At 47.7% G+C, this 21555-nt stretch carries 18 protein-coding genes; 13 read left to right on the top strand and 5 right to left on the bottom strand.

All coding sequences use genetic code 11. From position 1 onward, the window contains the following. The first annotated feature begins 21 nt into the window (after window positions 1–21). From KI362_RS15165 to KI362_RS15155, 3 genes are read left to right on the top strand one after another with little or no spacing between them, the layout of a single operon-like run. Window positions 22–1452 carry an ABC transporter substrate-binding protein gene (locus KI362_RS15165; RefSeq protein WP_301628276.1) on the top strand — a complete coding sequence of 477 codons (1431 nt, stop codon included), beginning with the start codon at window positions 22–24 and terminating at the stop codon, window positions 1450–1452. Between the two features lie 32 nt (window positions 1453–1484). Next, a complete protein-coding gene (locus KI362_RS15160; RefSeq protein WP_301628274.1) occupies window positions 1485–3242 on the top strand; it encodes a glycoside hydrolase family 2 protein in 1758 nt (585 codons plus the stop codon). Between the two features lie 14 nt (window positions 3243–3256). After that, window positions 3257–5026: a glycoside hydrolase family 2 protein gene (locus tag KI362_RS15155; protein ID WP_301628273.1), complete on the top strand. Its 1770-nt coding sequence runs from the start codon at window positions 3257–3259 to the stop codon at window positions 5024–5026. 571 nt (window positions 5027–5597) lie between these two features. On the opposite strand, the gene KI362_RS15150 is transcribed toward KI362_RS15155, so the two are convergent. Further along, window positions 5598–5957 carry a hypothetical protein gene (locus KI362_RS15150; protein ID WP_301628271.1) on the bottom strand — a complete coding sequence of 120 codons (360 nt, stop codon included), beginning with the start codon at window positions 5955–5957 and terminating at the stop codon, window positions 5598–5600. A 205-nt stretch (window positions 5958–6162) separates the two neighbouring features. Here KI362_RS15150 and KI362_RS15145 point away from each other — a divergent pair, with 205 nt between their 5' ends. Then, window positions 6163–7788, top strand: coding sequence for an ABC-F family ATP-binding cassette domain-containing protein (locus KI362_RS15145; protein ID WP_301628269.1), 1626 nt, complete (start codon window positions 6163–6165; stop codon window positions 7786–7788). A 163-nt stretch (window positions 7789–7951) separates the two neighbouring features. Here KI362_RS15145 and KI362_RS15140 read toward each other — a convergent pair whose 3' ends face one another. Then, complete coding sequence (locus KI362_RS15140; RefSeq protein ID WP_301628267.1) at window positions 7952–8152, bottom strand: hypothetical protein; 201 nt, start codon at window positions 8150–8152, stop codon at window positions 7952–7954. A 139-nt stretch (window positions 8153–8291) separates the two neighbouring features. On the opposite strand from KI362_RS15140, the gene KI362_RS15135 reads away from it, so the two are divergent. Continuing rightward, on the top strand, window positions 8292–9167 hold the full coding sequence (locus tag KI362_RS15135; RefSeq protein WP_301628266.1) for a cation diffusion facilitator family transporter: 876 nt from the start codon (window positions 8292–8294) through the stop codon (window positions 9165–9167). A 75-nt stretch (window positions 9168–9242) separates the two neighbouring features. On the opposite strand, the gene KI362_RS15130 is transcribed toward KI362_RS15135, so the two are convergent. Continuing rightward, the gene (locus tag KI362_RS15130; RefSeq protein ID WP_301628264.1) at window positions 9243–11237 is read right to left on the bottom strand and encodes a methyl-accepting chemotaxis protein; all 1995 of its coding nucleotides are present in this window, start codon (window positions 11235–11237) and stop codon (window positions 9243–9245) included. Between the two features lie 282 nt (window positions 11238–11519). On the opposite strand from KI362_RS15130, the gene KI362_RS15125 reads away from it, so the two are divergent. After that, window positions 11520–12515 (top strand): C40 family peptidase, encoded by a 996-nt coding sequence (locus KI362_RS15125; protein ID WP_301628262.1) that lies wholly within the window; start codon window positions 11520–11522, stop codon window positions 12513–12515. 98 nt (window positions 12516–12613) lie between these two features. Here KI362_RS15125 and KI362_RS15120 read toward each other — a convergent pair whose 3' ends face one another. Further along, window positions 12614–12940, bottom strand: a complete 327-nt coding sequence (locus KI362_RS15120) for a hypothetical protein (RefSeq protein WP_044482241.1) — start codon at window positions 12938–12940, stop codon at window positions 12614–12616. Between the two features lie 113 nt (window positions 12941–13053). Here KI362_RS15120 and KI362_RS15115 point away from each other — a divergent pair, with 113 nt between their 5' ends. Then, on the top strand, window positions 13054–13626 hold the full coding sequence (locus KI362_RS15115; protein ID WP_301628259.1) for a hypothetical protein: 573 nt from the start codon (window positions 13054–13056) through the stop codon (window positions 13624–13626). Between the two features lie 86 nt (window positions 13627–13712). On the opposite strand, the gene KI362_RS15110 is transcribed toward KI362_RS15115, so the two are convergent. Continuing rightward, window positions 13713–13877 carry a DUF1328 domain-containing protein gene (locus tag KI362_RS15110; protein ID WP_044482239.1) on the bottom strand — a complete coding sequence of 55 codons (165 nt, stop codon included), beginning with the start codon at window positions 13875–13877 and terminating at the stop codon, window positions 13713–13715. Window positions 13878–14105: 228 nt separating this feature from the next. Here KI362_RS15110 and KI362_RS15105 point away from each other — a divergent pair, with 228 nt between their 5' ends. The 6 genes from KI362_RS15105 to KI362_RS15080 all read left to right on the top strand — a co-directional run bounded on the left by KI362_RS15105 (window position 14106) and on the right by KI362_RS15080 (window position 21546). Beyond that, window positions 14106–14606 (top strand): DUF948 domain-containing protein, encoded by a 501-nt coding sequence (locus KI362_RS15105; RefSeq protein WP_044482238.1) that lies wholly within the window; start codon window positions 14106–14108, stop codon window positions 14604–14606. A gap of 65 nt (window positions 14607–14671) precedes the next feature. After that, the gene (locus KI362_RS15100) at window positions 14672–15145 is read left to right on the top strand and encodes a hypothetical protein (protein ID WP_301628256.1); all 474 of its coding nucleotides are present in this window, start codon (window positions 14672–14674) and stop codon (window positions 15143–15145) included. A gap of 90 nt (window positions 15146–15235) precedes the next feature. Beyond that, the gene (locus KI362_RS15095; protein WP_301628255.1) at window positions 15236–15577 is read left to right on the top strand and encodes a general stress protein; all 342 of its coding nucleotides are present in this window, start codon (window positions 15236–15238) and stop codon (window positions 15575–15577) included. Window positions 15578–15763: 186 nt separating this feature from the next. Further along, on the top strand, window positions 15764–16936 hold the full coding sequence (locus KI362_RS15090; RefSeq protein ID WP_301628253.1) for a fused response regulator/phosphatase: 1173 nt from the start codon (window positions 15764–15766) through the stop codon (window positions 16934–16936). Further along, window positions 16933–20601, top strand: coding sequence for a response regulator (locus tag KI362_RS15085; RefSeq protein ID WP_301628250.1), 3669 nt, complete (start codon window positions 16933–16935; stop codon window positions 20599–20601). Before KI362_RS15090 ends, KI362_RS15085 begins: the two co-directional genes overlap by 4 nt. 78 nt (window positions 20602–20679) lie before the next feature. Beyond that, window positions 20680–21546 (top strand): CheR family methyltransferase, encoded by an 867-nt coding sequence (locus KI362_RS15080; RefSeq protein WP_301628248.1) that lies wholly within the window; start codon window positions 20680–20682, stop codon window positions 21544–21546. Window positions 21547–21555: the final 9 nt, after the last annotated feature.

Genomic DNA, 21555 nt, shown 5'->3' with positions numbered 1-21555 from the left:
TAAACCAGGAGGTCAAAACCTATGAAGAAGAAATTCAACCTTATTCTTGTTGGTCTATTATCACTTTCATTCGTGCTGAGCGCATGCGGCGGCAAAAATGAATCATCGTCCGAGCCCGCCGAATCGCTAGCGGAGTTTAAAGAAGCGACCGTGAATGCGCCGGATGTATTAGGCATTAAACTGACTGACTTGAACGGGGGAGGAACCCTGGGAGGCCAGTACGCAGGGCAAAAAATTGTAGTTGCTACCCGGACAGGAGACTTTGCGGATGCATTGAAGAATGCCGCAAAGTATTTTGAAGAAGCTTCAGGGGCAACGGTAGAGGTTCAGAGCTTCCCTGCAGGCAACGACATTGAGAAGATCCAGTTGGATTTGAATACCGGACAACAGTTTGATGCTGTCCTAATGCCGGTAGCGAATATTCATAGTTATGCTGAAGGTGGGCTGGTTCAGGACCTGCAGCCGTACATTAACAGAATCGCCAGTCCGAATCTGGATCTTGAAGATTTTATTCCGAGCTTATTGAAAAGCTACGGTTTGTTCCAAAATAGATTGGTTGCCTTCCCTTACAAGCCGGATTCGCAATTATTCTTCTATCGTCAGGACTTGTTCGAGGATCCGGAGATTCAACAGCTTTATAAGGAAAAGACGGGAAAGGATTTAGTGGTTCCTACTACGGTTGAAGACTTCTTGTCTACTGCTGAATTTTTCACTCAAAAATACAATCCGGATTCTCCAACTAAATATGGATATAGCTCCATGGCCTCCAAAACAAACAGTCGTTTGATTTGGCAAAATCGGTTGGCAGCCTATGGCGGCAAAGACGTCGACGAAAATTTCGAACCTGCTTTTAACAATGAAGCCGGACTGAAAGCTATGGAAACGATGCTGGAATTGAAGAAGTATGCTCCTTCCGAATGGCTGCAATTGGGATGGGATGAAGCCAATACCCTGTTCGCAAACGGCGATGTTGCCATGATGGAGCAATGGCCGGGACTATACAGCACGATTGAAGGCGAGCAATCTAAGGTAAAGGGAAAAGTTGGTTTCGGTGTAACGCCGGGCGGAGCCCCTACAATGGGCGGATGGGCCATCGCGATGACCAAATCGGCTAAATACCCGGATGCGACTTATAAGTTCTTGGAATATGTGACTTCAAAAGATGGAGAGCTTCTGAAAATCGACTATACGATGGATCCAACCCGGACGTCGAACTACGATCGGCCGGAAATTCTGAATTCTAGCCCGATGTACCCGGCGCTGCTGGATTCCCTGTCGGCTGCTCAGATTTTAGTGGATCCGGACGTTCCATATGTTTCTCCTAAGCTGAACGATATTATGGAAAACGCGATTCAAGCCGTACTGAGAGAAGAATTGTCTCCTCAGGATGCGCTGGATGAAATGGAAGAGAATTTTATAAAGGAAATCAAAGCCGTAGGCCTAAGCCTGTAAAGTGTGATAGGTAGAGGAGAGAGATTATAACGATGAATAATAGTTATTTGAGAAATGAGTATCCGCGGCCGCAATTTGAGCGTACGGCATGGGTATGCCTAAACGGTGAGTGGCAGTTCCAATTTGACGATGCTCAGATTGGGGAGACAGAGCGTTGGTATGGAGAAGTGGCTTTGGATCGTCAGATCCAAGTTCCCTTCTGCTACCAGAGTGAACTGAGCGGAATAGGGATATCCGAATTTCACGATACTGTCTGGTATAAGAAAAAAGTCAGCATCCCTTTGGAAATGAAAGGGAAGGAGATCATTTTGCATTTTGGAGCCGTTGATTACGCCTCAAAAGTATGGGTTAACGGGCATCTGGCAGCAACTCATATAGGCGGCCACACCCCTTTTTCGGCAAATATTACGGAATTCCTTCGTCCGGATGAATCAAACGACATTACGGTTCAGGCACAAGACTACAGCACAGACGTAACGTTGCCGCGGGGCAAACAGTTCTGGAAGGAGAAATCAGAGCTGATCTTTTATACTTCTACTACGGGCATCTGGCAATCTGTATGGATGGAAGCAGTAGAACCGATTCATTTAAGCCGGGTAAGCTACTACCCTGATATTGATCGTAATGAAATCGGAATTCAATATGTGGTTGAAAACTGGACTGGTGAAGCGGATATCCGGGTAAATACCCGGGTGTCCTTCCAAGGAGAGGTCATCGCAAATGAAGAATATCAAATGATTTCTTCCAGGCAGAAACGCCGCATAGAGCTTCATGATTTTAACGACCATGGTATGGGGCGCTGGTGGAGTCCGGACAAGCCGAATCTCTATGATGTAGAGTACCGGGTAACTGTGAACGGGATTGAAACGGATGTGGTAAGAAGCTATTTCGGGATGCGGAAGGTCTCGGTAGATAGCGGGAAGCTGTGTCTGAATAACCGGCCTTTCTTTATGAAGTCGGTCTTGGATCAAGGTTATTTTCCTGGAGGTATCCTCACCGCTCCTTCTGACGAGGCATTGAAACGGGATGTCGAATTAATCAAGCAGATGGGCTTTAACAGTGTGAGAAAGCATCAAAAGATTGAAGATCCCCGATTTTTATACTGGTGCGATCACCTTGGAGTTGCTGTGTGGGGAGAAGCGGCTAACGCATACGCCTTTAGCGAGGATTATGTTCAAAAGTTTACGGCTGAATGGATTGAAGCGGTGAATCGCGACTTTAACAGCCCGTCCATTATGGTGTGGGTTCCTTTAAATGAAAGCTGGGGAATCCCGAATATCAAGGTGGATGAGCAACAGCGTTCTCATGCAATGGCAATGTACCATTTGACGAAGTCGCTTGACCCTACCAGATTGGTCATTTCAAATGACGGCTGGGAGCATGTTCAATCGGATCTGTGCACCATTCACGATTATCAATGGGATTACAATAAGTTGGTCATGAAATACAGCGAGATTGAATCGGCTATGGACGCTCCCCAGAATCGTGATGTATATGTGCAGGGATTCCAATACGATGGACAACCGATTCTGATGACTGAGTTTGGAGGGATATCTTTTCAAAAGGGTGACGTTACCGGCTGGGGATATTCGGGGGCTAGCGATACGGAAGATTTCAAGAAACGTGTGCGGGCCGTTATCAAAGCTATGTATGATTCAACGCTAATTCAGGGCTACTGCTATACTCAATTGACGGATGTAGAGCAAGAAATCAACGGATTACTGGATTTTAACCGAGAACCGAAAATTCCGTTGGCCGTGATCAGGGACTTTAATGAAGGTAAGTTTTGAATAGGGGGGAAACCATGACAAGTGTTAGACCTGAATATCCTCGACCTCAGTTCGTCAGGGATTCCTGGCAGAGTCTCAACGGAAGTTGGTCCTTTGCATTCGACGATCGTAAAATAGGACTGAAGCAGAAGTGGTACCTGGGCAAGGAAACGTTTCCTATGGAGATTACCGTCCCTTTCAGCTATCAAAGCGGGTTAAGCAGCATTGAAGATAAAAGCAACCATGAACGGGTCTGGTATCAAAGAACGGTCAGCATTCCGGAGGAATATAGCAATAAACGTGCTGTACTGCATTTTGGGGCCGTGGACTATGAATGCCAAGTCTGGGTAAATGGACAGCGCGCCGGAAGCCATCGAGGAGGATTTTCTTCCTTTTCTCTGGACATTACCGAACTAATCCATGAGCATCAGGCGGTAATTACACTGATGGCTCATGACTATTTGGACGATTTGACGATCCCGAGAGGCAAGCAATACTGGAAAGAAAAAGGGGAAGTCATGTGGTTTACAAATATGACAGGCATTTGGCAGTCTGTCTGGATTGAGTATGTGGATGAAGTCCATATGAGTAAAGTCCGTTTCACTCCGCATCTTGATACGAATGAAATCGAAATACAGCCATTTTTCGAGGGTTGGAACAAAGTTCAGAAGTTCGAGCTTTCGACGATCATTCAATTTAATGGAGAAGCTATCTCTGAAGAACAAAGAGTTGTGCATGCTAGTGTGGAAGCCTGGCGAATTAACCTGCGCGACTTCAACGATCATGGAATGGGAAGATGGTGGTCGCCGGAACATCCCAATTTATATGATGTGTTCTTTGAATTAAAGGTGGACGGAATTATTGTTGATCGGATCGAGAGTTACTTCGGAATGCGGAAAATCTCGGTTGATAATGGCAAGCTAAGTCTGAATAACCGCCCATATGAGATGAAGCTTGTACTCGATCAGGGTTATTTTCCGGAGAGTTTGTTGACAGGACCAACGGATGAAGCGATCCGCAGGGATGTGGAGCTCGCGAAAGCGATGGGCTTCAATGGACTCAGAAAGCATATGATGGTTGCCGATCCGCGCTATTTGTATTGGTGCGATAAATTGGGAGCTCTGGTATGGGGAGAAATGGCAGCCGCTTATATATACACTGAGCAGTACGCCCATCGGATGATGGATGAATGGAAAGAAGTCATCGAGCGTGATTATAACCATCCTTCTATCGTTGTCTGGGTGCCGCTCAATGAAAGCTGGGGAGTTGCCGACATTTATTATAATGAGAAGCAGCAGCATCATGCCCAGTCCCTGTATCACTTTACGAAGTCGGTGGATTCCACTAGGCTGGTGATCTCCAATGACGGCTGGGAGCATTGCAAATCGGACTTATGCACCGTGCATGACTACTGCAAGGATCCTGAAGTTTTGCGTGAACGGTACTCGGATATTAAGAACATCATTGCTGACATGCCTGGATTGAACGGGAAGAAGTTTATTTATAACCCGGGGTTCTCCTATCAAGGCGAGCCGGTTCTTTGCACTGAATTTGGAGGAGTGAACTACCATTGCGAGCCGACTGCTCCGATCGTAGAGCCAAAGGCGGAGAATCAGGAGGAATTTGTGCAGCAATTGGTGGATGTCATTCATCCGTACGTTTCCTCAAAGCTGGTTCAAGGCTACTGCTACACTCAACTGACCGATACGGAGACGGAAATTTGCGGTTTGCTCACCTGGAATCGGGAGCCGAAGGTTCCACTCGATATCATTAAGAAAATCAATGAGGGATACACATCTTTTTGATCTGACGCATAGCGCGATGCTGATGTCTTGATGACGGAGGCGATGTTTTAGACGGGATCGGGTCAGCCGCCTTCGGCTTTCCTGCGAAGTGATGTTGTGTGTGGAAAAGAAGCGGCTGCTGTTATAGCAGCTGCTTCTTGAATGTTGGAGCCGTTTCTTAAATGTTGGAGCCGTTTCTTGAATATTGCAGCAGCACCCGCGACCAGCAACAGAAAGCAGCCGTTAGCTACCGCAAGGGCACATCCGGATAACTTTGCCCGCTACCCATTTGGACACGGATACTTAGATACCCCGATAAAATGGGCCAGATCATCCCGTGTAATCCCTTTCTCCTTCCTTATTACTGACCAGTGCATACACAATATTGATCTCTTTTGTATTATCGATCACCGCCTTTACTGGTTTATAAGAATCAAGAATCTGTTGTGTTGCAATCGCAATCTACACAACCGCACAAATCGTTGCCGCGCTTCTAAGGAAGTTGTACGAAATTCCGTATAACTATGAATGCGAAAACCTGCTAACACAGCAATTTATACGAAATTTCGTATAAATCGTAGCCCGGAGGCCTCTAGTTTGCATAATTTGTATGGAAAATCGTATAAAATCTCAATAACCGCCCTTCTTCCGAGAATTTTATACGATTTTTCGTGCAAACCTCCTCAATCAACCACAACGGCCACAACGACCGCAACAACACAACCGCAACCACAACCACAACCACAACCACAACCACAACCACAACCACAACCAGCACAACCACTACCACGAAGATACTGCTGCGGCGAGAACTGCTGAAAGTAAGTACACCCTGCTTCCCCACAAAGCCCGCAATTCCAGCACTCCGAGCTCCAGCGAGACTCCAGCACTGCTCCGAGACTCCGACACTGCCCCGAAACCCCAGCACTCCGAGCCTCAATACTATTAGCACTCAAGTCCCGAGTACCCCAGCACTCCGAGCCCCAAGACTCTAGCACTCAAGTCCCGAAACCCCAGCGCTCCAGCCCCGCCATCTCTGAGGACAAAGACCGTGGCTCGTACACCTCCAATATCCGAGAAGGCTCAACTTCCCGGGAAATATGTGTTATAATACGGAGTCAGTAGTGTGATAACTCATAAAGGATGGGATTATTTCAATGATCAGTACGAGTGGTGTGACGCTCCGCTATGGAAAACGGGCACTTTTTGAAGATGTGAATATAAAGTTTACGCCAGGAAATTGCTACGGTTTAATTGGGGCGAACGGGGCGGGGAAGTCAACATTCCTGAAGATTCTCGCCGGAGAAATTGAGCCGAATCAGGGTGAAGTAAGCATGACGCCGGGCGAACGCATGGCCGTGCTCAAGCAGAACCATTACGAATATGACGATTATGCGGTGCTGGAGACGGTCATTATGGGCCATAGCCGCCTGTACTCTATTATGAAAGAGAAGGATGCCTTGTATGCGAAGGCTGATTTCTCGGAAGAAGACGGGATGCGTGCCGGCGAGCTGGAGGGCGAATTTGCCGAGTTGAATGGCTGGGACGCTGAGCCTGATGCGGCTGCACTCCTGATCGGCCTCGGAATTCCGCGTGACCTGCATGATAAGAAAATGTCTGAGCTGAGCGGCAATGAGAAGGTTCGTGTCTTGCTGGCGCAAGCATTGTTCGGCCGTCCGAACAACCTGCTGCTTGACGAGCCTACCAACCATTTGGATTTGGAGTCTATCCAATGGCTGGAGAACTTCCTGATGGATTATGAAGGTACAGTTATTGTGGTATCCCATGACCGTCACTTCCTGAATAAAGTATGTACCCATATCGCCGATATCGACTTCGGCAAGATTCAAATGTATGTTGGCAACTACGACTTCTGGTATGAGTCCAGTCAACTTGCCCTGCAATTGCAGCGGGACGCGAACAAGAAGAAGGAAGAGAAGATCAAGGAGCTGCAGGCGTTCATTCAGCGCTTCTCCGCCAATGCTTCCAAGTCGAAGCAGGCGACCTCCCGGAAGAAACAACTGGATAAGATTACTTTGGAGGATATCCGTCCTTCCAACCGTAAGTATCCGTTCCTGCACTTCAAGGCTGAGCGTGAAGCAGGTAAGCAATTGCTTACTCTGGACAACGTGAGCAAGACCGTAGAAGGCGAGAAGGTGCTGGATAATCTCAGCTTTGTCGTTAATAAAGGCGATAAAATCGCGTTTGTCGGCCCGAATTCTTTGCCGAAGACGACGTTGTTCCAGGTGCTCATGGGTGAGCTTGAGGCGGATAACGGTGAATACAGCTGGGGGATTACTACCTCGCAGGCTTATTTCCCGAAGGATAACTCCAGCTACTTTGACGGCGTGGACATGAATCTGGTGGATTGGCTGCGTCAATATTCGAATGATCAGGATGAGACCTTCCTGCGCGGCTTTCTTGGCAGAATGCTATTCTCCGGTGAGGAAGCGCTCAAGAAGGCAAGCGTATTGTCCGGGGGCGAGAAGGTTCGGTGCATGCTCGCAAAAATGATGCTGAACGGCGCCAACGTGCTGCTGTTTGATGAGCCGACCAACCACCTGGACCTGGAATCGATCACGGCATTGAATAACGGCTTGATCGATTTTGACGGTACGATTCTGTTTACGTCCCATGACCATCAGTTCATTCAGACGATTGCCAACCGGATTATCGAGATTACGCCGAACGGCATTATCGATAAGGTCATGACATACGACGAATATTTAGAGAGTGAAGAAATTCAAGAACTCCGCAAGAGCATGTATCCGGAGGAACAATAATAAATACACTACTTGAAATAAATGACCTTGGTTCGGTGTCACCCGAACCAAGGTCATTTTATATACTAGGAATAGGGGATATTGATTGCAACTTAATTCAATGCTAAATAACAAAAGCTGCTCCGCCATCATTAGGCAGAAGCAGCTTCTTCATCTTTCCGGATTATGATCCTCCGGTCCGACGACGCTGATTGTTAGGTTTTTTGTTGTTCTGGGTTCTCAATGCCTTTGTCTGCAGGCTGCCGTTCATTCCCGGCTTGGAAGCATTCTTTTGCTGCTCTTTCTTTTGTTGCAGCTTTTGCCGCATGGCCTCGGCCAAGTCAATTTTACGCGGTTCGTTAGTGTTATCAGACACAAAAATCATCTCCTCGTTGTTGAAAAGGGGCTTGCCCTTATCATATACGTTTTTAAAAGGGGTTACAACGGGAATAATGATTTGAGTTGAGTTTTTCCGTGGGACAGGGATCTAGCAACTGTCGCGACAGGCTTTGGAGGTGGGATGGATGGACATTTACGATGATATACGAAAAGGAGAGCGCGGTGCCTGGATCAGTATCACGGCTTATCTGCTGCTATCCGCTTTTAAGCTGTTCAGCGGCTATTGGTTTGCATCAAGCGCGCTGCTTGCGGACGGGTTTAATAATTTGACGGATATCGTTGCCTCGGTAGCTGTACTTGTTGGCTTGAGAATATCCCAGAAGCCGCCCGATTCTAATCATGCCTACGGGCACCTCCGGGCTGAGACGATTGCCGCGCTGGTGGCTTCATTCATTATGGCCATGGTCGGCATCCAGGTAATCATTACTGCAGTGGAATCTTTATTTGCAGGTCAGAAGGGAACGCCGGATGTTATATCTGCAGGAGTGGCCTTGGTCTGTGCGGCCGCTATGGGCGGTGTCTATTGGTATAACCGTAACTTAGCCAGAAGAATCAACAATCAGGCACTGATGGCAGCGGCCAAGGATAATTTATCCGATGCGCTGGTCAGTGTCGGAGCTGCTGTCGGTATCATTGGTGCCCAATTTGGGCTGCCGTGGCTTGATGGGGCGGCGGCTATTGCGGTCGGCATATTGATTTGCAAGACGGCCTGGGACATCTTCAGGGATGCCACGCATAACCTTACGGATGGGTTCGATGAGGGAGAGCTAAGCGACCTGAAAAGAATGATTGCCCGGACCGAAGGCGTGGAGAGCATTCGTGATCTGAAGGCGCGGGTTCATGGCAATCATGTACTAGTTGATGTTGTCATCGAGGTAGCTCCTGAACTGACAGTCATTCAAGGCCATGCGATTAGCGACCGGGTAGAAGAGCAGATGAGGAAAGTGAAGAATGTGATGCATGTGCATGTTCATGTCGAACCAAGCTCAGATGGAATTTAATAGAATGAAGCCAAGAGGCCAACCCTTCCGGAAGATATCTTCCAGGGGTCGGCCTCATGTGTTATCAATAAATTTCTAATATTTGAAAACCTGAATCTGCTGCTTCAGGGCGGTCATCATTTCATCGAGGGTTTTGAACGACTGGACGAAGCTATCCATAATTTCGTTCTGGCGCTCGGAGGCTTCAGATACGGCATGTGCATTTCCTGCAGACTCCTTCGCCGTACTGAACATATCTTCCACGGAAGCCGTAATTTCCTCGGAGCCGGCCGATAGCTGTTGTGTGGTGGCGGACACATCCTGCATTTGATTCGATACCTCGCGAATGGAGAGGCGGATATGCTGGAACCGTTCGCCCACCTGCCGGATATGCTCAATTCCGCTGGTAATCTCTTCATTGTTGCGCTCTGTCGCGTCCACGATGACAGAGGAGAAACTCTGAATTTCTTTAACGATCTCTGAAATACTCTCGATTGAATTGTTGGTTTGCTCGGCCAACTTTTTCACTTCGCTGGCGACAATGGCAAAGCCTCGCCCTTGTTCTCCGGCACGGGCCGCTTCAATGGAAGCATTCAGGGCCAGTAAGGAGGTCTGTCTTGAAATTTCAGAAATGACATCGACGATTTGACCGATTTGCTCGGAGTGCTCCTCCATTGTTTTGATTTTTGAAGCTGTCTCCATAGAGGATTGACCGATCTTATTCATCTGTGTGATTGCAGTCTGCAGTTCAGTGAAGCCACTTTCAACCTCGCTTGTTACATGCTCAGACTGTCCGGATACGCCTGATGCGGTTTCCGATATGCGCTGAACACCTACGGACATTTCCTCCATAGCTCTGGAGGATTGCTCGGCACTTTGCAATTGAGTATTTGCGCTTGCCGCAACATCCTGGATGGAAGTTGCGATCTCGCCGGCAGCCTGTGCAGAGTGATTAGCCGATTGAAGCAGCTCGGAGGAAGAAGCAGAGACCCGCCCGATCGTAGTATTGATCTGCTGCACGATACCGGCCATGTTCGAAATCATCAGATTAATGCCTTCGCTCATTTGTCCGATCTCATCGCGCGACTTGACCTCAACATGCTGCTTCAAATCTCCTTCCGCAACGATGCGGACAATTTGCGAGATGCGCAAGATCGGTCTGACGATCCTGCGTGAGAAGAAGAGGGCAATGAAGGTAACAACAATGATGGAAGCTATGAGAATAATCGTAATAAGCTGATTGGCTTGGGTAAGCTTACCTGTGATTTCTTGTTCAGGTACAGTAATGATAAGCTTCCAATTCGTATTCGGAACAGTCCCAAAGTAACTGAGCAACGCCTTACCTTCCTCCTTGTAGCTCACCATGCCCTGTTCTTGTTCGAGGATGGTCTGGAACGCTTTGGCCTGCTCCGGTGTATCCTCGAATTCCGCAACATTTTTGCCGATTCGGCTCATATCGCTATGGGAGTAATAAACACCATCACCGGAGATGAAGTAGGCATAGCCTGTCTCTCCCAGCTTGATCTTATTGCCCATATCCCCAAGGACTTTAGGAGTTACTGAGAAGGCTACCCCTCCCAGAAACTCCCCGTTTGCATCGGTGATCGGTACAATGAGAGGGATGATATGCAGATCAAGAGCCTCCAGATAGGACATATCGGCCACGGAGTAAGTTTTTGTTTCTTTAGCTTTCAAAAAATAATCTGCTGTACTCATATCGGAGCTCATGCCGAGCATATTTTGCAGCAGGCCGTTCTTATCGATCAGGCTATATCCTTCAGACTGATTGTCGCTCTGATCTAGGATGTTCAGTATAGGGAATATCGTGTCTGAATCCATCGTCCGGAACTCTTCGTGCTGGGCAATCAAATCAGATACGGCTCCGACTTTGGTGCCGATCCATTCATCCACCCGTTCAAGATTGAATTCCAGTGCCTGGTTGGCGATTTGCTCATTGTCCTGCTGAAGAAGATTGCCGAAGTAAGTTGTAAAGAAATAGATTGAAGCCAGTAGTGGGAGAATCGAGATCGCCAGAAGAAGTGCCGTCCATTTTACATAAATCGAATTGAGTAAACCCTTTTTTCCTTTCATTCCTAACCCTCCAGAAACTAGTCATTATATGTAAGCTAATTCTTTTATCGGTTGAAAAATAATGATATTTACACAGTTATGTGAAAGTTTGTGGAACTTTCTCTTACTTTCACAAAATAGGTACATAGAACCAATTTTAAGGAATATTTTACTAGTCACAATATGATAAATGACCGATTTAGACACAATTCGACATGGACTATAATGGGAAGAGCGCCAAAGAAAGGAGGGAGGGCAAGGATCCACCTTTGACATCAAGAAGAACAACTGGAGGTATACCAAATGAAGAAGAGCATGTCGATACTGGTCATGGGAGCATTGATATTTACGTCATTACCTACGTGGCAGGGACAAGCCTATGCAGCAGAGGCTGCCGTCCAGACTGTACAGCAAGGCCAAATTATTAGCGGTGTAAATCTGCGCTCAAAGCCTTCACTATCCGGCTCAATCATCGGTTTTGTCGGCAAGGGATCTGTAGTGACGATTCTGGAGCAGAGCAACGATTATTTCTATAAAGTAAGAACCTCGGAAGGTACGACCGGATATCTCAGTGCGGCCGACAAGTACATAAGTGTGCAGAAGGCCGGGAGCAGCACAGCTGCAGGGGTTGTCATCTATGGAGTCAATTTGCGGGATAAGCCTTCAACTAGCGGGAAGGTTATCAAGATGCTTCCCAAGGGTACCAAGGTAACCATCGTGGATCAGAGCAATAGCTATTTTTATAAAGTAGAGACGGAGAATGGGCTGAAGGGATACGTCAGCACATCTTCCAAGTATCTGAAGATCAACGGCAAGGTGACATCGCCGACACCTTCTCCATCGCCAGGGACATCGGATAGTGCAAAGATTGAGCAAGTGATCCGGACGGGGCAGAAGTATCTCGGAACACCGTATGAATATGGATCGGATCGAAACACGACGGACACCTTCGACTGCTCTGACTTCGTAAGACAGGCCTACCGGGAGTCGATCGGCATTGTCCTTCCGGCGGATTCAAGAAAGCAAGGGGCATGGATTCGGGATAATGGGACCGCGGTGTATAGCATGGATAGTTTAAAGCGTGGTGACTTGGTATTCTTCATGAGCTACAAAGGCTCATCCGCTTCCAGCTATGCCGGGGTGAACCCGAATACCGAACGGATTACGCATGTGGGAATCTATCTCGGAAACGGCGAGATACTGCATACCTATTCCAATTCCTCAGGAGGAGTGCGGAAAGACAAGCTGACGGGTTCCTGGAAGCATCGTTTCCTGTATGGAGGAAGCGTGCTCAAGTAAGAACAATTCATTCCACAACAAAATCGCTCTGCGGCAGGGATATCCTGTTCGTAGAGCGATCTTGTTTGAGTGCGGAAGTTCTGGTATTCTCTTATAAATTAGAAGTAGGATGGAATATAGCCGGGAACATTGATCCAGGCTTTACCGAGCCAAGTATAGATTTCAACCCAGTCTCCAAGAACTTCGCCAGTCGGATGAACGTCCTGCGGTGCAAGCGCGCTAATTGCCGACCCGCTGGGTGCATTGTAGAAATAAGTAATCTCTAGAAGGGTAATCGGATTTGGAGCAAAGAAGACATCCCCTGCTTCAATGATGGGTTCTTCCAGAACTGGAACTACTGGCTCCTCTAATGTAGCAGCGGAAGCGGATGTTCCGAGTGCAGCGGCCAGAATAAGGGATGCGGAAATGGCGGTAAACTTTTTCATAAAGCTTCTCCTCCTCTGAATCGGTTAGTAGTTACTAGTCTATTTATGTAATACACAGACAAGCAGCCAAAGAATCATTAAATTAAAAATATTTAGATAAGGGAGGACTACGATTGTCGAAAAGCAGGCTGTTCATCGGACTTTTTCTTCTTCTGCTGGTTGTGCTCATCACAAGCGTAATACTCTATATCCGGCCGACGGAGCAGCATACCTTGTCGTATACGAATATATCCTGGGAGGATAAGCTTCAAGGGATGGCAGAGACGAGACGTGCGGAGATCATTCTTACGGAACAGGAAGTGAATCAGCTGGCCAAGAAGGAGCTGGTTGAATATCTGGCGGCACATACACTCCCAGTGGAAGTGACCGGAGCGGATTTTCGGCTCTACGGGAATCAGATCACTTCCGAGCTGAATGTGACCCGGGGATTTCTTGATGCGGCAGTCTCAGCCAGCTTTAGATTGAACTACAGTTCGGGACAGCTTGAACTTTATCCGGAATCGTTGGCTGTAAAAGGCATCTCCTTGCCTCCTGAGAATTTAGGACTTGAACCGGTAGCGATTGATCTGCAGGAATATCTTCCTGATGTGGTCAAAGTACAAGAAATCGATTTTCTCGGCAAATCGATCAAGCTCAAGTTCTCGCTGGATTGGCTTGAGGTGGCCCGTTATCTTAAATTAATATGATTTACAATAGAAAGGCCTTGGCGCCGCATAAACGATATGCGTGTGCCAAGGCCTTTTTATAAATTTAGAAGCGGGTGATACGAATGTTACATCGATCGACGGCGCCCGGTAATCAAGGATATGACAAACAGAACGATAAAGACAAAGAATAGAACCTTAGCCACGGAAGCGGCAGCCGCTACAATATTGAAGAATCCGAAAATGCCAGCGATGAGTGCGATTACCAGAAAAATCAAAGCCCATCTCAACATGAGATCCATCTCCTTTTCATAATAAAATAAGGTATAGTGTGTATATAGGGGCGGCTGAATTATACATAGCCCCTCGAGCTTGTAGCTACCATTAACCTCTGCAATTTGGCTTGAAACAGACTGGAAAACCTTAGTATAACAAGGGGTGTGGGTTTGTTTCGGGCTTGCTGGGTCAGGGTAACTATCCATTAACGAAGGCAGAAACCGGACAGAAAGAGGGGAACTTGAATGATTTGGGAAATTAGTGTCGCAGTGATCGCGGTGGCTTTTGCCGTACTGGTGGTGTTCCTGGTCAAAACCTTAAAAGCGGCCGAAAATTCATTGGACAAAACAACACAGACCTTGCAAGAAGTTCAAAAGACAATCGATGAATTGAGTTATGAAGTGAAGAGCGTGGTCAGACAGGCCAATCAGATTACAGGCGATCTTCAACATAAGATGGAGCAAATCGATCCTGTACTGGAATCCGTGAAGAACGTCGGCGAAATTCTGAATGAGGTTACTTTAGCAACGAAGCAGGTATCCACGGCACTGATCGATAAAATTAAAAGTCCTTCCAAAAGCAAGTCATCCAAAGTCAGCAGCAATACGGTACCTGTAGTAACGGGCAGCGAGATTCCGCCTGAAGCGACAGCCTATGCCGCCCCCGCTTCATCCGCTGCCGCTGTTCCTGGCTGGATGAAATGGGTAGACATAGCAGCCGGCGTCTGGCAAAAGTACCGCGCATAGCGGTTGCAGCAGTAAGCTGAGGATGTCCTCGTTCGTCCAACCAACTTGCTGAAAGGGTGAGAAGAATGATACAGATTACTTTGCTTCTATGGAGTCTTCTCTCCCCCTGGGCCGGGGGGACGCCGGATATGCATGTGCCGGACGCCTCGCCTAATATGCAGCTGGAGACCTTCTCGACCTTCGACGGGATCTCTTTGGCGGATGGCCTCGAGGATGTCACTACAAAATTAGGCGAGGCCGATTCGGCGATTAGAGATCCCTATACCGGATTTACGGAGTATCGGTATGGAAGCCTCGTAGTCGGAATGTATGAGGAAAGCATCTATTATATAAGTAGAGATAAACGGCCGGACGAGATCGTCCTGAACGGGATTGTCATTCCGTTAAAGGAATTCTGGCTTCGCTATTATTTGGGCGAGCCGGATTTCATAGCTGAGGATGGGGATGTCTATATCCGGGGATATTCGGCGCTTAAGCTCTTTCGTGATGACTCAGGCTCTATCATTGCAGCGGATCTGTTCGACGATACTGTTTCATGAGGGATAGGGATGGGTAATGATTGAAGGATATCCCCTCTTGAAGAGGTTGACTTTTTGAACTCGAACTTAACTACAAAGGAGCGAGAAACGATGAGCATAATCGATAACAAAGCATATGCCAAAGTTGTGCAAAATGGTGTGCAGGCTGTAGAGACGGTTCACGAGCTTCACGCTGCCGGGTATCGCAAGGAAGATATTCATGTTCTGGCCCATAATCAGGATAGGACGGACCGGATTACCGAGGCGGCTGATGCAGGCGGCATCGGGATCAAGGAAGAGGGCGTGTTCACTTCCATTGCCAACTTATTCCGTTCGCGTGGAGATGAGCTTCGTGCGACAATAGAAGCACTGGGCTTTACAGAGGCGGAAGCCGCTTTTTATGAGAAGGAACTGGATCTCGGCAAAGTATTGGTTATTGCAAGAAGATCCTGATCAGGCATACAGCATGCCGATAACCTAGCAGATTAAAGCATAGATAAGGAATGGGACGAGTCCCCATTCCTTATCTACGTTTTAATCTATACCCTATAAATTCACCCAGAAATAAAGGGAAATGGATGCTGGCGCTGAAAATGGAATGAAGCTTATCTTAATTCAAGTGATTTTGAGGAGAAGAATATGAAAATTTTGATCGTTGATGACAATCCTACCAACATTATTATTATTCGCGAGATATTGAAGAAAGAGGGCTATCGAAATACGGAGTCCATGAATTCGGCCGGAGAAATGCTGGAACGGCTGGGCTACTACGATGATGTTTCCCCTTCAAGTCCAGCCTCAAAATCAGATGTGGATCTGATTTTATTGGATATGATGATGCCGGAGATGGATGGAATCTCAGCCTGCCGTCTGCTGCAGCAAAGAGAAAGAATGAAGGATATTCCCGTCATCATGGTTACAGCGGTTGGTGATTCCAAGAAGCTTGCCGAAGCGCTGGATGCCGGAGCGGTCGATTATGTCACGAAACCGATCAACAAAGTGGAACTCATGGCCAGAATCCGTTCGGCTTTACGTCTGAAGCAGGAGAAGGATTGGCATAAAGAGCGTGATCAAAGAATTCAGGAGGAGCTAAAGCTCGCTGCCTTGATACAAAACGCAGTGCTGAGCTTGCCGATTTCCGATCCGCTCTTCAAAATTGATGCACTCTATAAGCCGTCCTTTGAATTGGCGGGTGACCTCTACTCGTGGTATTCCCTTGGAGAGGGCAGATATGGTGTGATTTTGCTGGATATGATGGGACATGGGATTTCTTCGTCGTTGTTCTGCATGTTTATTGCTTCTGTTCTGAAGGATACGGTAAGCACCTATGTGGAACCGGAGAAGGTCATTCAAGAGCTGAACCGGCGATTTAATATGCTCTATATTGACAATCAACTTGTACAGTATTATTTCACCGCCATCTATCTGGTTATTGATACCCGCTACAAAAAAATAGATTATGTAAATGCAGGACATCCCCCGGGCTTGTTCTACAAGGAGAATGGGGAAGTAGTGAAGCTGGGGACGGTATGCCCGCCTGTCGGCCTGTTCGACAAAATAGAAGCTCCTACACAGACGATAACCTATGAAGGTAAGGGTCATCTGGTTCTCTACACGGACGGATTAACCGAAAGTGTTGATGGAGCCCAGGAAGAACAATTGGATTGGCTGGAGCGTCAGCTTGCAGGAGATCATGCGTTTCCCAAGGAAAATATGAGGGAGCTAATGTTTGCAGAGGAACAGCCTCAAGACCGTGAGGATGACAAGTGTATGGTATGGATTACATTAGAGGGAGGAAACGAGCAAGGATGAAGATAAGGAATAAGCTTGTAATCGGCTTCAGTTCACTGATGGCCATTCTGCTCGTGCTGACGTTTATCAGCTACGACAGATTGAAGTATATGAACGAGGAACTGGATGTAATCTATTCAAACCACTATACCATTATTAAAGAAGCAACCAGTATGCGGGGTGAATTCAATGATGTGGCTCGCATTCTGACCAACCTTCTGCAGGAGCCCGAGGACTCCTTAATTGAATCCCAGCTTCCAAAGCTGGAAAGCAAGATGGAAGAGGCCTTCCGATATTATGATTCGATCAGAGATAAGATGAGCGAGGTCGATGAGCAGCGGATAATTGGAGAAGTCGACAGGCAGATCGATCTTTTTAATGATTACAAGAATCAGGTTGTGTCGTTGCTCAACAATAAGCAGTTTGAACAGGCAATCAATCTCAGATTAGGCGCCGGTCAGGACATCCAGGATAATTTGCTTGATAAGCTGAATGATATGAGGGATTTTTACGATGTAAAAATTGACGAAGCCCTCGCCTCTGCCAATGCGGCTTATGAAAGATCCATTCAATTGACAACAGCTACTATGGCAGTTGGCCTGCTGCTGGGACTTGCCATTATTCTGTGGGTCTTGCCAAGTATCGCTCGAGGACTCGGCAGTGTAAACGCCATGATGCAGTATTTTGGCAGGGGTGAGCTTAATGCAATTCAACGGGTACCTGTGGGGACCAAGGATGAAATCGGAGAGGTAGCTGTGATCTTTCAGGAGATGTCTCGGGATCTGGAGGAAAAGCAGGCCGCGGAGCAGAAATATCTGGAGATTCAGCAGAATCAGGCCTGGGTGAATTCGAATTTGGCTCGGGTAACGGAGCTGCTCCATGGCGTCAATTCACTGCAGCAGATTTCTCAGATGTTTGTCAGTGAGTTTACTCCTGTTTTAGGGGCGCTATATGGGGCCATCTATCTCAAGCAGGAGCAGATGGATCCAGACAAGCTTATGCTGATGGCTGCTTATGGGGGCCAAGGTGAGCTTGATGCGCCGCCGACCTTCCATATTGGCGAGGGCCTTGTAGGCCAGGTTGCGCTGGATAAAAAGCCGATTTCGCTAAATAAGGCGCCGGAACAGTATATTTCGGTTCGTTCTGCTCTTGGCGAAGCTCCTCCGAACCACATTCGAATTTACCCGGCGGTTTTTGAGGATGAAGTATTGGCCGTACTGGAATTTGCAAGCTTTGAGGGATTCTCTGCGGCGCAGGAGGAATTGCTGGCAGGACTGGCGGACAACCTGGGCATCATTCTGAACAATATTAACCGCCGGCTGCGGGTGGAGGAACTGCTCAGAGAATCGCAGGCGCTGACCGAAGAATTGCAGGTTCAGTCGGAGGAGCTTCAGTCCCAGCAGGAGGAGCTGCGCCGATCGAATGAAAGCATGGAGAAGCAGACGGTGGCGCTCAAACGCTCGGAAGAGCTGCTTCAGCGTCAACAGGAGGAACTGGAGCATTTTAATACGGAATTAATTGCCAAGACAAGAGCGCTTGAGGAACAGGTTCAAGAAGTGGAAGAGAAGAACAGGGAAATCGAGCAGACCAAGAGTGAATTGGAACGGCATGCCGCTCAACTGGCAGTTACGAGTAAATATAAGTCGGAATTTTTAGCGAATATGTCCCATGAGCTGCGCACTCCGTTGAACAGTCTGCTGATTTTGTCCCAGCTTCTGTATGAGAATAAAGAGGATAATCTATCCGCCAAGCAGATTGAATACGCCCAGACGATCCATATGTCCGGTGCCGATCTGTTGAAGATGATCGATGAAATCCTTGATCTGTCCAAGGTTGATGCCGGCAAGATGGAGATCAGCCGGGAAACCGTGAAGCTGGAAGAAGTAACGCGGTTTGTCAGCCAGAATTTTGAGCCGGTTGCATTGAGCAAAAATATCACGCTGTCTACCGAAGTGGAGAGCAGTGTCCCAAGAGAAATTGTGACGGACGGACACCGTGTGAAGCAAATATTGCGCAACTTGCTGTCGAATGCGTTTAAGTTTACCATGCAGGGAACGGTATCGCTGATTATTCAGTCCGCTAAGAGAGAAGAGCTTCCGTACGGTCTGGACAAGGAGCGGGAATACTTAAAGCTCTCGATTAAGGATACGGGTATTGGTATTCCTCCGGATAAAATGGATATCATATTCGAAGCGTTCCAGCAGGTGGATGGAACGACGAGCCGCAAATATGGCGGTACAGGTCTGGGACTATCTATTAGCCAGGGCCTTGCCGGTTTGCTGGGAGGAAGAATCGACGTGACCTCTGTAGAGGGGGAAGGAAGCACCTTCAGCCTATACTTGCCTAAAGAGGCCCCGTCTCATCTGTTTCTGGCTGAGCAGGAGGCGGCAGTGACGACCAGTTCGACCGTGAGCCCGTTCTATCCTAAGAGCAGCTTTGCCCGTCCTGTCGAGCATCAGGTTGTCATTGACAATCCGTTAAACGATGATCGAGAGCAGCTTGAAGAAGCGGGCGGGAAATGGATGCTCATTGTTGAAGACGATGTTCAATTTGCTAAAATTCTGCTGGACATGTCCCGCGCCCACGGCTTCAAGACGCTGGTGGCAGTTCAAGGGGATATCGGACTGAACATGGCCAAGAAGTACATTCCGGATGCGATCATTCTGGACATCCAGTTACCTGTAATCGATGGCTGGTCGATTCTGAATGAACTGAAGGGGAATGCAGAAACCCGGCATATTCCCGTCCATGTGATTTCTGTCGTGGATGAGGCGAAGCATGGGTTGATGATGGGGGCGATTGCGTTCCTGAGAAAGCCATCCGACCGCGAACATTTGGAGCAGGCCTTTACAGACATTGAGTCCTTCACGGAGAAGAGTCTGAAGCATCTGCTGGTTGTTGAGGACGACGATGTCCAGCGTAATTCGATCATCGAACTGATCGGTCATGATGATGTTATCATTACGGCTGTGTCGACCGGCGGCGAGGCGCTTAGGGAATTGCGCGAGAAGCGCTATGACTGTATGGTGCTGGACCTTATGCTGAGCGATATTACCGGATTTGACCTGCTTGATCAAATTCGTGACGATGAGGATCTGAGGGATCTGCCGATCATCATTTATACAGGCAAGGATCTGGACAAGCAGGAGGAGACCCGGCTTCGGAAATATGCGGAGTCTATCATTATCAAGGACGTAAAATCTCCGGAGCGGCTTCTGGATGAGACGACCCTGTTCCTCCATCGCGTTGAGGCGGATTTGCCGGAGGATAAACGGCGGATACTGCAGAAGCTTCATAATAAAGAAGAGCTGTTCGAAGGCAAGAAGATTCTGCTGGTGGATGATGACGTGCGGAATGTTTTCGCGCTCTCCAGTGTTCTGGAAGGGTACCGGATGGATGTGATCTATGCGGAAAATGGCCGTGAGGCCATTGAAATGCTGCAGGAGAACGGGGATATTGATCTTGTCCTGATGGATATGATGATGCCGGAAATGGACGGCTATGAGGCGATGAGGCAAATTCGGCAAATGCCGGAATTCAACAAACTGCCGATCATTGCCTTGACCGCAAAGGCGATGAAGGATGACCGCTTCAAGTGTATCGAAGCAGGTGCTTCCGATTATGTGAAGAAGCCTATTCAGACGGATCAGCTTCTCTCGTTGATGCGTGTGTGGCTGTATTCGTAGTGTAGATAATGGGTAAAGAGTAATATATAAGTTGAACTTAAGGACGAGGACGAGAATTTCAATATCGGAGATGAATTTATGGCACCTAGTGATTTTTCGGATAATGATACATTCATACCCACGGTTGACAAAGAGGTAGAGCTTCTGGAAATTGAGCTATTGTTGGAGGGGGTTCACCGTCTTTACGGCTATGATTTCCGCAACTATGCCCTTCCTTCTCTGCGCCGTCGGATCTGGCACCAGGTGCATGCTGAGCATGTATTAACAATATCCGGGCTTCAGGAAAAGGTGCTGCATGATCGGTATGCCTTCGAAAGGCTTGTCTACAGCCTTTCGATCCCTGTTACTGAAATGTTCAGAGATCCTCCGCTGTTCAAAGTGTTCCGGGAAAAGGTCGTGCCGATTCTCAGAACCTATCCCTATATCCGCATCTGGCATGCTGGCTGTTCTACGGGCGAGGAAGTATACTCGACGGCCATCATCCTTCATGAAGAAGGACTCTATGAGAAATCCAGAATTTATGCGACGGATATGAATGCCAGATCGCTTCAGCTCGCCAAGGAAGGGATATTCGGCATTCAGAAGATGAAGCAGTACACGAAAAACTATCTGGAGGCCGGAGGCACCCGATCTTTTTCGGATTATTACTCGGCAAGGTATAATTCTGTCATTTTCAATCCGTTTCTTCGCAAGAACATGATTTTTGCAGAGCACAATCTGGCTACAGACCGCTCGTTCAATGAGTTTAATGTCATTTTCTGCCGAAATGTGATGATTTACTTCGATGATGAATTGCGTAATCGGGTGCATTCGCTGTTTCATGAGAGTCTCAGTCATTTTGGCGTTCTGGTATTAGGTGCGAAAGAATCCATTCATTTTACAGACTATTCGGATAGTTATGAGCCGCTGGACCGGGTGGAGAAAATCTATCGGAAAATAAAATGAACTCTACGG

Origin of the sequence: Paenibacillus apis (genome assembly GCF_018333295.1) — a bacterium.
Classification (GTDB): Bacteria; Bacillota; Bacilli; order Paenibacillales; family Paenibacillaceae; genus Fontibacillus; species Fontibacillus antibioticophila.
Note: the sequence above shows the minus strand (reverse complement) of the source record. Positions and strands in the feature narration are given on the sequence as shown.